Source organism: Arthrospira sp. PCC 9901 (genome assembly GCF_059013425.1).
Genome location: NZ_CP102296.1, coordinates 824,365 through 837,065, shown reverse-complemented (window position 1 = coordinate 837,065; position 12,701 = coordinate 824,365). Strand labels below are relative to the sequence as shown.

Annotated in this window: 9 protein-coding genes and 1 pseudogene; 6 read left to right on the top strand and 4 right to left on the bottom strand. The window is 43.6% G+C overall.

Annotated features, from left to right (window positions below; translation table 11 throughout):
• Nucleotides 1-161: 161 nt before the first annotated feature.
• From NLZ44_RS03770 to NLZ44_RS03760, 3 genes are all read left to right on the top strand, one after another.
• The gene (locus tag NLZ44_RS03770; protein WP_493751893.1) at nucleotides 162-1,121 is read left to right on the top strand and encodes a 3'(2'),5'-bisphosphate nucleotidase; all 960 of its coding nucleotides are present in this window, start codon (nucleotides 162-164) and stop codon (nucleotides 1,119-1,121) included.
• Nucleotides 1,122-1,425: 304 nt separating this feature from the next.
• Nucleotides 1,426-2,724, top strand: coding sequence for a serpin family protein (locus NLZ44_RS03765; RefSeq protein ID WP_493751892.1), 1,299 nt, complete (start codon nucleotides 1,426-1,428; stop codon nucleotides 2,722-2,724).
• A 206-nt stretch (nucleotides 2,725-2,930) separates the two neighbouring features.
• Complete coding sequence (locus NLZ44_RS03760; RefSeq protein ID WP_006619157.1) at nucleotides 2,931-3,200, top strand: hypothetical protein; 270 nt, start codon at nucleotides 2,931-2,933, stop codon at nucleotides 3,198-3,200.
• A 99-nt stretch (nucleotides 3,201-3,299) separates the two neighbouring features.
• Here the strand turns inward: NLZ44_RS03760 and NLZ44_RS03755 are convergent, their stop codons facing one another.
• A complete protein-coding gene (locus tag NLZ44_RS03755) occupies nucleotides 3,300-6,056 on the bottom strand; it encodes a CBS domain-containing protein (protein ID WP_493751891.1) in 2,757 nt (918 codons plus the stop codon).
• Between the two features lie 175 nt (nucleotides 6,057-6,231).
• On the opposite strand from NLZ44_RS03755, the gene NLZ44_RS03750 reads away from it, so the two are divergent.
• Nucleotides 6,232-6,471: a helix-turn-helix domain-containing protein gene (locus tag NLZ44_RS03750; protein WP_006624483.1), complete on the top strand. Its 240-nt coding sequence runs from the start codon at nucleotides 6,232-6,234 to the stop codon at nucleotides 6,469-6,471.
• Nucleotides 6,455-7,120 (top strand): hypothetical protein, encoded by a 666-nt coding sequence (locus tag NLZ44_RS03745; protein ID WP_111894351.1) that lies wholly within the window; start codon nucleotides 6,455-6,457, stop codon nucleotides 7,118-7,120. Before NLZ44_RS03750 ends, NLZ44_RS03745 begins: the two co-directional genes overlap by 17 nt.
• Here the strand turns inward: NLZ44_RS03745 and NLZ44_RS03740 are convergent.
• From NLZ44_RS03740 to NLZ44_RS03730, 3 genes and pseudogenes are all read right to left on the bottom strand, one after another.
• Entirely contained in the window at nucleotides 7,101-7,793 is a 693-nt protein-coding gene (locus tag NLZ44_RS03740) for a DNA adenine methylase (protein WP_493751890.1), read from the bottom strand. The genes NLZ44_RS03745 and NLZ44_RS03740 overlap by 20 nt on opposite strands.
• A pseudogene (locus NLZ44_RS03735) lies at nucleotides 7,760-9,135 on the bottom strand (16S rRNA (cytosine(967)-C(5))-methyltransferase). The gene NLZ44_RS03740 and the pseudogene NLZ44_RS03735 overlap by 34 nt, the downstream one beginning before the upstream one ends.
• A gap of 109 nt (nucleotides 9,136-9,244) precedes the next feature.
• Nucleotides 9,245-9,637, bottom strand: coding sequence for a winged helix-turn-helix transcriptional regulator (locus NLZ44_RS03730; protein WP_493751889.1), 393 nt, complete (start codon nucleotides 9,635-9,637; stop codon nucleotides 9,245-9,247).
• A gap of 375 nt (nucleotides 9,638-10,012) precedes the next feature.
• Here NLZ44_RS03730 and ppsA point away from each other — a divergent pair, with 375 nt between their 5' ends.
• The gene (gene ppsA, locus NLZ44_RS03725) at nucleotides 10,013-12,436 is read left to right on the top strand and encodes a phosphoenolpyruvate synthase (RefSeq protein ID WP_493751888.1); all 2,424 of its coding nucleotides are present in this window, start codon (nucleotides 10,013-10,015) and stop codon (nucleotides 12,434-12,436) included.
• Nucleotides 12,437-12,701: the final 265 nt, after the last annotated feature.

Below are 12,701 nucleotides of genomic sequence, written 5' to 3'. Positions count from 1 at the left end.
ATCACCTCTGTTCCTGAGAGTTGAAATGATACCAGTAAAGATGGTCTGTGAGGGGGTGAAAAGTTCCGGGAGGTGATTTACCAGAAACTTGACGACTGATAGACCAAGTGTAAAGCTATTTAAGGACACAATCTCAACTAATTATATCCCCAGGAGTTTTTATGCCCTACGATCGCGAAAAACAAGTCGCTATTGATGCGGTACTCGCCGCCTCTCGTCTGTGCGAACAGGTCAGACAAGCCATTCCCCCGGCTATGGAAAAAGGGGATAAAAGCCCCGTAACCGTTGCCGATTTTGGTTCCCAGGCGATTATCTGTAAAGCTATCTCAGAAGCCTTCCCGGATGATCCGATAGTGGGAGAAGAAGATGCTACTACCCTGAAAACCCCGGAAATGGGGAACAACCTAGAGAAAGTCACAGACTATGTTAGGAGTATTGTACCCGATGCCACCCCGGAGCAAGTAACTACCTGGATTGATCATGGTAATGGCAGTGTAGGAAAGCGATTCTGGACTCTGGATCCCATTGATGGCACTAAAGGGTTTTTGCGAAAAGACCAATATGCGATCGCACTAGCCCTAATTGAAAACGGGGAGGTTCAACTAGGAATTATGGGGTGTCCGGCTTATGCAATTGATGGAGATACTCCCGGAATGTTGTTTGTGGCTGTGCGAGGTGAAGGGTCGATGAAAATGCCTTTTTCTAGTGGTAAATTTACCCCGATTCAAGTGGTGAAAGCTGAAAATACCGAAAATATGCGCTTTGTGGAAAGCGTGGAAGCCGCCCACGGTGATCAGTCTCGCCAAAATGCGATCGCCCAAGCTGCGGGAATTACCGCCCCCTCGGTGCGGATGGACTCCCAAGCTAAATATGGCGTTGTAGCATCAGGACAAGCGGCTTTATATCTGCGTCTTCCTTCCCCTAAATACCCTAATTACCAGGAAAATATTTGGGATCATGCTGCGGGGGCGATCGTCGTTGAAGAAGCCGGAGGTCGCGTCACAGATATGCACGGGAAACCCCTGGATTTTGCTTCTAGCATTAAAATGGTAGACAATCGGGGTATAGTGGTCAGCAATGGATTGATTCATGATCAGGTTTTAGCTGCCTTGAAATCATAATTAACTGGTGGGGTTTGGGCGGCGGATAGGCAATTATCAACAATTGTATGGCGGGTGTTCCGGTCAGCTTTCCCAACAATTATCAACCCGCCCTTTGAGTGGAAATTTCATCTCCCATCCAGTTAACTACCGATAGGGGTGCGTCTTCATGTATTGACCAGTTATAATCTAAGGGGCTAGTTAGTCTATGTCTACCCACAGCCAACTAATCGCTAATAAGTTTAACTACTTATTCCAAATTTTAATAACTGGGTGATAACTGTAATGAGTCAATTGGGAAATAGTTAACTATGGAACAGTTAAAATGGTACTTAGTTCAGGTAAAATCACAAATAACATGATGTCTAAATTTGCGGCTTTTCGGCGGCGTAATGGTTCCCTATTGGCTTCTCTGGTATTACTGTTGGGTGTAAATTTGCCCGCCATATCCCAGCCGATTGGCAACAGCCCAGAGCCTAGATCATATAATATTGCTGGAGTAGATACTAATGCGATCGTGAATCAAAATAACCAATTTGCTATCGACCTATACAACCAACTCCAAAGGGAAATATCAGGGAATTTATTTTTCTCACCCTATAGCCTTTCGACTGCTATGGCTATGACCTATGAAGGGTCACGAAATCAAACCGCGATCCAAATATCCCAGGTTTTCCATTTCCACCAACCTCCTGGTAGTTTGTACCCGGAATTTACCAGTCTGGTTAATGATATTAAAAGCCGCAACTCTTCCCAACTATACTTAGTTAATCGTCTGTGGGGACAGTCTGGCTATAGGTTTCAGGAACCTTTCTTACAAATTACCAAAAATCATTATAATGCGCCGTTAAATCAAGTGGATTTTATGGGGGATAATGAAAAGTCCCGCCAAATTATTAATGATTGGGTAAGCCAAGAAACTAATCACAAAATTACTGACCTAATACCACCGGGAACTTTGGATAGATTAACTCGACTAATTCTGACGAATGCCGTTTATTTTTCGGGGGAATGGTTATCACCTTTTCCCGAAAAATACACTCAGGATGGCATCTTTAATTTGCCATCAGGAGAAACTATTTCCGTGCCGATGATGCACCATCCTAATGTATCTATTGGTTATCAGAGTTTACCGGAAGTTAAGATCATTGAACTTCCCTATGCTGATGGGAATTTATCAATGATAATTCTGCTACCTGCGGAAGGAACCGATCTGCCTACTTTCGCCGAAAATATGACGATCGCTAATTTCCACAACTGGCTGCAAAACCTGGAATATGTGAACCTACAAATATGGCTACCCAAGTTTAATTTTAGCTCATCATTTAATCTCAAGTCAAGCCTCAGTTATATGGGTATGGAATCAGCTTTTACGGAAACTGCTGATTTTTCTGGTATCAGTTCCGAAAAACCGTTTTTCTTATATGATGTGGTGCATCAAGCCTTTGTCAATGTCGATGAAAAAGGCACAGAAGCATCAGCCGCTACTGGGGTAATCGCCGGAAGCAGAAGTTCCATCCGCGATCGCATTCATATTAATCGACCATTTATGTTTATAATTAGAGAGTTTGACAGTGGCACTATATTATTTATGGGGTCTGTGGTCAATCCATTAGAACAGTGAAAGGGTGAACAGTTCACTGTTATTGTTCAGCCTAGGGCCGTGATCGGGCATCACCGTGAGAGTTAGTCCACCAGGCTGAGATTGGGGAAAATCCCCAAATTTAAACTGAATTTTTGGCAATTGTTTCAAAGATAACTGACGCATTGCCAAATCTCAAGATACAATTTCTTGTGATAGACTCTAATCTTGCTGTATCAAATTTTGCTATGACTGAGCCAATCAACGAGTCCAATGAGAGTTTACCCCGGGAATTTCGAGTCAATCAACTTAGGAATCTCATAGAAACCCTGCATATTGCCGACGAAATTGCTAGTAAAGGCTATTTGATCAGTAGTTCAGAACTTGCTGATTTAATGGATATTAACGCTAGTGCGGTCACCAGTCGCGGCGATAACTGGGCGTGGCGAAATTGGGAAGTTTCCCGGGTTAGACGGGAAGGCAATCAAATCCTCTGGCAATTGGAGAGGGTTGATTAACCAACGCGGTAATTTATTATTATTGTTCATTGTTCGCGGCAAGTTATTGATGCTTTGGGCAATGAACATTAGTGATAATTACGACTGAGTTTCACGGGGTCAACTGCTGGAATGGGGATAGCGATCGCTGATAAATTTTGTCGCCTCCACAGTATCGTATATTATACCATCTAAGGTAGCATTTAGCAAGTCATTTAACATAACTTGAAATTTGGGCCCAGGTTTATATCCCAACTTTTTCAAATCATTACCATTGAGAATAGGTTTAGCATTCCACCAATTATTTAAATATCTCCAAATTTGCTTTCTCACCCACCGAGGCGAATGGGAAGCAATTAAAATCAACATGGGCAAATCGTAGGGTTCAAACACCCAAAAATAATCGCTAGGCTGCTGACAATTTGGCAATAAATCCGCCACTCGAGTTTGAGCATTTTCCAAGTTTAATAAACGGTCTACTTGCTGAGAATTAAACTGAAAAATATCGGCAACTTCCCGGCGATATTCGGGAGACAAAGCGGCGATTAACACATCGAGGCGAATTTGCCAATGGGCGAGAGTGTGGTTAGGATCAAACCGTTTTAAACAGCGGTCTACGGTTCTAATTTGCCGCCAGAGAAGCTGATTTAACTCCAAAGTAGGATGAATACAGCGCAGGGCTTTTAACTCCCCTAATAAATGTAAAGCTGGTTGCCAATAGGGGGCTTGCAGGATATATTTTAACTCACTTTTTAGCCTAGCTTCCAAAGCCGGAATTTTGGCAGAATTGCGTTGTTGTCGTTGGCGGTCATAAATACCACTATTAATGGCATAATCGACATATTCTTTAGTGTGATTTTCCAGATTAAAACCCAGTCTAACGGCAAATCTGACGGCGCGATAAATGCGGGTAGGGTCTTCAATAAAACTATTAGGATGCAATACCCTAATTTCTCGTAATTCCAAATCTTTAACCCCCCCAAAAAAGTCTAATAATTCCCCGGAGTTAGGTTCGGTTAATCTCAAAGCTAAAGCATTAATAGTAAAATCGCGACGGTAGAGGTCTTGACGAATAGAACTTGCTTCGACTTCCGGGTTAGCCGCCGGATAGGGATAAAACTCGGTTCTAGCAGTAGCAATATCAATCCAAAGGGAGCCTAAAATCGGGTGATTATGCCACAATAAGGCGGCGGTTTGAAATTGACCATGAACTTCTAGTCGCGCTTGCGGGTAATATTCTTGTAGCGATCGCGCTAGATCGACAGCGGGAGAAATGGTCGTAGTTCCCTCATCTGATATATTGTTGGTAGAATTGTGATAGCAACCATCAACCACCAAATCAATATCATGTAATAATAGATTGTCGGTAGATTCAGCTAACAATAAATCTCGCACTCCCCCACCAACTAGATAAATTTGCCAACCGCGCTGTTGACTAAGTTCGGCAATTTTGGCTAAAATTTGCCAAAGTTCGGGGGCTAAACGTTCTTGTAAAAGTTCATCAACGGTGCTACAAGTAGAACCGGGAATACAACCTCGGCGGGGGGTAGGCTTGGGTAGACAATGCTGTTGATAAAGTAACCTTAATACATCGGTGCGGGTGACAATTCCGACCAAATTACCATTTTCTAAAACTGGTAATCGACCAATATCATAAGTTACCATAATTGACTCAATTTCCGGTAGTGAAGTATCCGGGGTAATTGTCCGCAGTTGGGGAGTCATATAACCTTTAACTGGGGAATGCTTGAAACCATGATGTAGGGCGATATCGATATCACGACGGGAGATAATCCCCACCAGTTGATGGTTATCGTCCAAAACAGATAGCCCTGAATGACCATAACGTAGTAGTATACGGTGAGCCTCGCCAACGCTGGTTTCGGGGCGAATAGTGCGTACTGGGGAAGACATTAATTCCCTAGCGGTAGGTGATGGGGGAATTTGTGCCTTAAAATTAGTTACCAGAGTTTCTAAGGTGGACTGCGGATCGACATCTCGTAAAATCACGGAAGCGGCGCGGGGATGACCACCACCACCGAAGGGATTAAATAGACGGTTGAGGTCGGTTTGATCAATGCGCGATCGCCCAATAATAGTTAATCGTTTCTCCCCACCACTACGGACTCGATATTGATTAGCTAGTAATAATCCATCGCTTTCGGTCAGGTCTAATAATTCGGAGGTTAAACTAGACAGACCTGGTACATAATCATCAGTTTCCAATAATACCCAGGATATGGTGTGACCTTTGACAGTTGATTGATGTAGAGTTTCTAAAGCTGTGGTTAATAAGTCCTGTAGGGTAGGGGATAAGCCGGGTTCTACATATTCGGCGATCGCAGATAAACTCAGATTTTGTTCCATTAACCAAGCTAAGGCGATCGCATCCCGTGGAGTAGAATGGTCAAAGGTTAGCGATCCGGTATCCACATGAATACCTAAAGCCATGACTGTGGCTTCTGCTGGTCGGGGAACCACAGGGTTAGCCATGGCTCGCAAATGCTCTACAATCAAAGTAGTAGTCGCCCCCACCGCTTCAATTTGAGTCCAGGTAGCGGGGATATCTAATTTTAGGTGAGGGTGATGGTCATACAACCGGATTTCCAAATTCGGTAAGTCTAACCATTCGGCTGCTTTCCCTAAGCGATCGCGATTTTGGGTATCCACCACCGACAATTTACAGATCCGGTCAGGATTAACCGATCGCCTTTCAATCAATGGAAACTCATCTCGATACAAAGCCAAAAAATCCCGCACGGCTGGATGAGATCCCCCCGTCAGCACTATTCTACTACCTGGATACAGGCAAGTTAAACCTACCGCCGCCCCCAAGGAGTCAAAATCTGCTGTGGTATGACATAGAATCAAGTGCATATCAGGTATTTTTTGGACTTTACACCTATTTTATCTCGATCCTTGACACTCTCTAAGATCCATCCACTAATATTGTTGGGTTCAGTCCTCATACTGATCTGCTATTGGGCGATCGCACTGATTTGAATACTATTGTCTGTAGACTCAGGGTATCTGTAGCTGACATAATTTCAGTATGACAGAGATTAACAAGGCTTTAGGTCAAGTTCTGATTAAGTACAGAACACTAGCAAAGATTTCCCAAGAAGAACTCGCGGACAGAGCAGGTATACATCGTACCTATGTCAGCCAGATAGAACGTGGTTTAAAATCACCCACTTTGTCTGTCTTGTTTCGGATTTCCCAATCTCTAAACACTACTGCTAGTGTTTTGATAGCTGAAGTTGAACGAGCATTATATGACATACATTATTAATCCTAATTTCCATATTTTGGGGGGATTTGAAGTCAATGCTAGACATATAGATTCAGCACTGTCCCAAACAAATCAATTCCTAGAAACTATTCCGGCGGCTGTTTATAAAAATATTGATTATAAAACTACAAGTTCGATTGTTGGTTCCATGTTTTGCCAGTCTATAGCCGAAGTAACAGAAGCGATCGTTAACCCCATAGAGAAAGGACATCCCGATCTTATCCCCAAGGGAAGTGAAAACTCGCCGGAGGAAGAATTGCGTAATTATCCTGTGGGTTTAGAGGTGAAGTGTACTATTGGAAATATAACTAAAGGTGCAAATCTCAGAGCCGGACAACCAAGAATCAATGCTTTAGAGGGAATTACCTGGCAAGCTCATCATCAAGAAGTAAAAGAGTTATTGGGATTAGTTTGGGATTTTGTCCTCAATGAAAAGGATTTTAACTATCCCAAAGTTACGGCTATCTTTTATGCTAATAATCTGACTCAAGATGATTGGGGAAATATTAGTGGGACACGAGGTAGAAACACTAAAGTAACGGGGATGAAAGTAAGTGGTAAACAGAAAATGGCAGCAGGTTGGGTAGCCTTAATTGATGACTATCTATATAAACAGGTTTATCAGATGATTATGAAATTTTCGATTTAGCTAAAAGCTGAGGGTCACTATCGGAACGATAGTAGATCATTTCCTTGCTAGTTTTTCCGGCTACACCTTTTAAGTATAGCAATGGCTTGAACGGTAGATAATCACCACAATGACCTTCACAAAATATAACTTCTCCCTTCCTATTCTTAGACCATGTGGCTAGTTTTTGATAATCAATGAGTTTACTTCCATAGCGATAACCTTCCCCAGAAGCGTCTTTATAGGGTGGGTCAATAAACCAAGTTGCTTCTATATCGGGGGCTAATGTATAATCTCCACAGATAATCTTCCAGTGCTTAATCTTAAATAAGTTGTCGCACATATATCTTTTGCTAATCTGCCAATTTCTAGCTAGAACCGCAGTCACTTTAATAGTTTTATAGTGAAATGCCATTTTCGTGGCTGCATGAATAATATGAAGAAATTCGGAACTCTTTTCGCCGATTTCTAAGTCAGGTAAATTGTTGATTACTTGGGGCGTTGCTTCTTCAATTAACCATTTCCAAATCTCGGAGACGCTCTCATCTTTTTCTACTAAAAAAACATCTTTTTGCCAGTTTTCTCGGTACAATGAATAAGCTGCCGAACCGGCAAAAGGTTCCACGATCGCCTCAAAATTAGGAGAAGGATAATGCTTTGCTATTTGCTTTTTTCGGCCGTAGTAGTAGAACATAAGTGCCTAAGTTTAGCTATAAAAAATCCATCCATTTGGTGACGATGGGGCCATATTTTCAGCCAACCTTCCTTAGTCGGTTCCACCGGAAGATCTATATTAGGAACCTCTACACGCCAGGTGGGATGACGACTTAAAAAAGATGCGATCGCCCATTCATTTTCCTGGGGATGTAAAGTACAAGTGGCATAAACTAACACCCCTCCCGGCTTCACCCAATGACTGACCATCTCTAATAATTCTGCCTGAAGTTGAGACAATTGCCGAATCTGATCGGGAGTTTGTCGCCAACGCGCATCAGACCGCCGATGCAAGGTCCCACCACCAGAACAAGGTGCATCTAATAGTACGCGATCGGCTGTATTATTATATTGTGGAAAATGACGACTATCTCCCACTTCCACCTGAATCGATCGCAACTTGAGGCGCTTAATATTCTGTTGTAAAGGTTTTAGCCGTCCCGGGGAGCGATCGATAGCAATAATTTTACCATTATCCCCCATCAGTTCTGCGATATGGGTAGTTTTTCCGCCGGGGGCGCGCAGGCATCAATTATAATTTCCCCAGGCTGAGGATCTACCACATATCCTACCAGTTGGGCGGATGCGTCCTGAACCGTCCACCAACCTTGATCATATCCCGGTAAATTGGCGATCGCCCCCACACCATAAGATAATCGCCAACCCTGGGGAAGTTTGGGAATAGGCGATCCGATGATTTCCCGTTGTTGAAAGGCTGTTTCCACCGTTTCCAACGTAGTCGAGAGGGGGTTAATCCTTAAATCTAAACTAGGGGACTGATTAAACCAGTCACAGAGTTGTTCAGTTTGAGACTCCCCCAACTCCTCCAACCAGAATTTGATCATCGAGTCGGGGAAACTGTGGAGAATACCCAGCCGAGAAACGGGATTTTCCGGTAACTGCAAAATTGACTCGAGGGAATTTCCCGCCTCCAACAGGCGCAAATACTGACGTAGGAGACCATTAACAAACCCGCCTAAACCTGATAAGTGGTTGACTTTGGTTAGGTCTACAGTGGTATTCACCGCCGCCGACGGGGGAATATTCGTGCTAAAGGAGAGTTGATATAATCCTAAATGCAGAATAATTCTCAGATCTGGCGGCTGTTGGTGGGCGGGTTTTTTGGCTAGGCGATCAATAATTGCATCGAGGGTTCGCCTGCGTCGGGTACAACCGTAAACTAATTCTGTTCCCAGGCGGCGATCGGCATCTTTGAGATCAGCCTGACGCAACTTTTCATCTAAAACTAGATCAGCAAATGCGCCCCGTCGTTGAATGTCTCGGAGGGTGACAAAAGCTAATTGGCGAGGATTATCAGTCACAGCAGACTCGATTTTTGTACAAAAGGGGGCTATTGAGGGCTGGCATCATGGAAAAGCGATCGCACTTTACCAACTCTTCCAGAATTGTATCAAAAATCATCGGATTTTTCTAGCCGCTCAATTCCAAAGCACATATACAACTTTCCTGGTGTAGCCACTGTTCCCCCACTTGTTTCATGGCCAAAATTACAGGTTTTAGTTCCCGACCTTTAGCAGTTAGAGAATATTCCACATGGGGAGGGATTTCTGGGTAAACGGTACGGATTAATAAGCCATACTTTTCTAACTCTCTCAATCGGATAGTCAGGGTCTTTGTGCTGATACCTGGTAAGGCTTCAATCAATTCATGGGTTCTCATGTCGCCTCGGAATAACTCCCGCAAAATTTGGACTGACCATTTGCTACCAATGATATCCATTAAAAACTGAATGGGACAAATGATCTCACCGCACTGATCCCGTCCATAGGGGGCAACCGATTCGTAATATTTCTTAACTTTCATTTTAAGCTCCTGATCCGCTTAATCTTTTTTAAGAATAACCTATATTCCAGACAATTCACCATAATTTTAGTCTGGTAACTATGGCTTAGGGTGATCAGGAGATGTCGTTTTATGAGAAAAGACATATAATAAAAGTAGCCACCAAAAAAATAACGTTTAATCGTTCACCTAGATAAGAAATCCCTGAAAACCGGTTTTCTGTGACTGCATAAAATTGGGGATCAAGGTAAAAACCATTTTCAATAACTGCCTAAAACTCGTAACCCAGGAGGATTAAGGGTTTCCATCCCGTCCTTCATTTGTTTCTGATTAAATTTGATAAACCGGAAGCCGCCAACTTGATGACGGCCACTTTAATTTGGAGTGTTTCAGCCCATGTTAAAACTATTTGCCAATAAAAAAGCCCAGATTAAGCAAAACAAAACTCTGATTTTATGGTTTGAAGATGTGCGACTTGCTGACCTTCCCCTAGTGGGTGGTAAAAATGCTTCCCTAGGGGAGATGATTCAACAACTGGAATTGCGGGGAATTAATGTTCCCCAGGGTTTTGCGATCACCGCCGAAGCCTATCGCTATTTTATTGAATATGGCCGTTTGGAAAGTGAGTTGCGGCGGTTATTGGCGGATCTGGATATTGAGGATATTAAAAACCTGCGCCAGCGGGGGAAAGAAGCCCGATCGCTAATTGTTAATACCTTGTTACCCCCCGATCTTGAACAGGCGATCGCCATAGCCTATAAACAACTGTGCGACCTATATGGTAATGAAACAGATGTAGCAGTGCGATCGTCAGCCACCGCTGAAGATCTCCCATCAGCCAGCTTTGCGGGACAACAGGAAACCTATTTAAATATTCACGGTATCAAGGGAATTTTAGAAGCGACCCGCAAATGTTTCGCCTCCCTATTCACCGATCGCGCTATTTCTTACCGTAGCCTCCAAGGTTTCGATCATTTTGATGTAGCCCTATCTATTGGCGTACAAAAAATGGTGCGATCCGACCTAGCCACTTCCGGGGTAATGTTCTCAATTGATACAGAAACCGGATTCAAAAATGCCGTCATCATTACCGCCGCCTATGGCTTAGGGGAAACCATAGTCCAAGGGACTGTCAACCCTGATGAATTCATGGTATTTAAACCCATGTTGCGGGAGGGTTTTCGACCCATTATCGCCAAGCGTCTGGGTAGTAAAGCCGTGAAAATGGTTTACGATCGCCAGGAAGCTACCCGCCTTATTCCCGTCCCAGAAACCGAAAAACAAAAATTTGCCCTAAGTGATGAGGAAATTCTCAAGCTGGCTAAATGGGCGCAAATTATCGAAGATCACTATAACCAAATTCGGGGCTGTTATTCCCCCATGGACATTGAATGGGCGAAAGACGGCCAAACTGGGGAATTATTTATTGTCCAGGCGCGTCCCGAAACAGTCCAATCTCAAAAGTCCGATCGCATTTTGCAACAATATCACCTCCAAGGTACAGCAGAAGTCTTAGTCGAGGGTCGCGCTGTAGGCGATCGTATTGGTCAAGGTAAAACCCGCGTTTTGCTTAATGTCCAGCGCATTCATGAATTTAAACCCGGCGAAATTTTAGTTACCCAAAAAACAGACCCCGACTGGGAACCAATTATGAAAAAAGCCTCCGCCATTATTACCAACTCCGGCGGTCGCACCTGTCATGCGGCGATTATTGCGCGAGAAATGGGCATTCCCGCCATTGTCGGCTGTGGTAATGCTACCGATATCTTACGCACCGGTCAAGCCGTAACCGTTTCCTGCGCCGAAGGCGAAGTCGGTAAAGTCTATCAGGGTTTAGTACCTTTTGCGATCGCCAAAACCGTATTAGACGATTTACCCAAAACCCGCACCCAAATTTTACTCAATATTGGCAACCCAGCCGAAGCCTTTAGCCTTGCTTCTCAACCCTGTGACGGCGTAGGACTAGCGCGATTAGAATTTATCATTGCTAATCAGATCCGAATCCATCCCCTCGCCTTAATTCACTTTGACCAACTCCAAGATGAAACCGCGCGCCAGGAAATTGACAGACTCACCGCCGGATTTAATAGCAAACCCGACTATTTTGTTAGTCAACTCGCCCAAGGAATTGGCACTATTGCTGCTGCTTTTTATCCCAAACCCGTCATTGTACGCATGAGTGATTTAAAAAGTAACGAATACGCCAATTTGCTGGGAGGGCGACAATTTGAACCCCTCGAAGAAAACCCCATGATTGGTTGGCGGGGTGCGTCTCGGTATACTGACCCCAAATATCGCCCAGCCTTCGCCTTGGAATGTCAAGCGATCAAGCGGGTTCGCGATGAAATGGGATTAGCTAATGTCATTCCCATGATTCCTTTCTGTCGCACCCCCGAAGAGGGTCAGCAGGTCTTAGCAGAAATGGCAAAACATGGCTTAAAACGCGGCGAAAATAGTCTGCAAGTTTATGTCATGTGTGAGTTACCCAGCAATGTTTTATTGGCTGATAAATTTTGCCAGGTGTTTGATGGTTTTTCTATCGGTTCCAATGATTTAACTCAGTTAACTCTCGGTTTAGATCGTGATTCCGGACTGGTAGCCCACATTTTTGATGAACGCGACGAAGCCGTTAAGCGCATGATTAAAATGGTCATTCAAACCGCGAAACGTTACGATCGCAAGATTGGTATTTGTGGTCAAGCCCCCAGTGATTATCCTGAATTTATCCGATTTTTGGTAAACTTAGGGATTGATTCAATTAGCCTCAACCCTGATTCTCTACTCAAGACCCTACTAGAGGTCGCCAAAATCGAGAAATAGGAGATCTGATTTCAGTTCAATATAGCAGTTTATCCTTTATCCTAACCCTCTCCTCCTTCTATGGCTCCCTATACCACAGGGACAGAGGGGGGTGAGGGAGTTTTTATGAGCGATTATTTATACCCCCCTGGGGGGGATATCCCCCCCAAAATCTCCGTATTTTCACTAAAAAATTTGCATAATCTTTATAAAACAAATAAATTATTTAAAGATTTAGTAAAGATTGCCAATTTGGCTGGACAAAGAACTGATAACTTTTCCATAA

What these genes read in the sequence shown, in the direction of transcription:
- NLZ44_RS03770 (WP_493751893.1), top strand. Translation starts at nt 162, where the DNA reads ATGCCCTACGATCGCGAAAAACAAGTCGCTATTGATGCGGTACTCGCC.
- NLZ44_RS03765 (WP_493751892.1), top strand. Translation starts at nt 1,426, where the DNA reads ATGGTACTTAGTTCAGGTAAAATCACAAATAACATGATGTCTAAATTT.
- NLZ44_RS03760 (WP_006619157.1), top strand. Translation starts at nt 2,931, where the DNA reads ATGACTGAGCCAATCAACGAGTCCAATGAGAGTTTACCCCGGGAATTT.
- NLZ44_RS03755 (WP_493751891.1), bottom strand. Translation starts at nt 6,056, where the DNA reads ATGCACTTGATTCTATGTCATACCACAGCAGATTTTGACTCCTTGGGG.
- NLZ44_RS03750 (WP_006624483.1), top strand. Translation starts at nt 6,232, where the DNA reads ATGACAGAGATTAACAAGGCTTTAGGTCAAGTTCTGATTAAGTACAGA.
- NLZ44_RS03745 (WP_111894351.1), top strand. Translation starts at nt 6,455, where the DNA reads ATGACATACATTATTAATCCTAATTTCCATATTTTGGGGGGATTTGAA.
- NLZ44_RS03740 (WP_493751890.1), bottom strand. Translation starts at nt 7,793, where the DNA reads ATGTTCTACTACTACGGCCGAAAAAAGCAAATAGCAAAGCATTATCCT.
- NLZ44_RS03730 (WP_493751889.1), bottom strand. Translation starts at nt 9,637, where the DNA reads ATGAAAGTTAAGAAATATTACGAATCGGTTGCCCCCTATGGACGGGAT.
- ppsA (WP_493751888.1), top strand. Translation starts at nt 10,013, where the DNA reads ATGTTAAAACTATTTGCCAATAAAAAAGCCCAGATTAAGCAAAACAAA.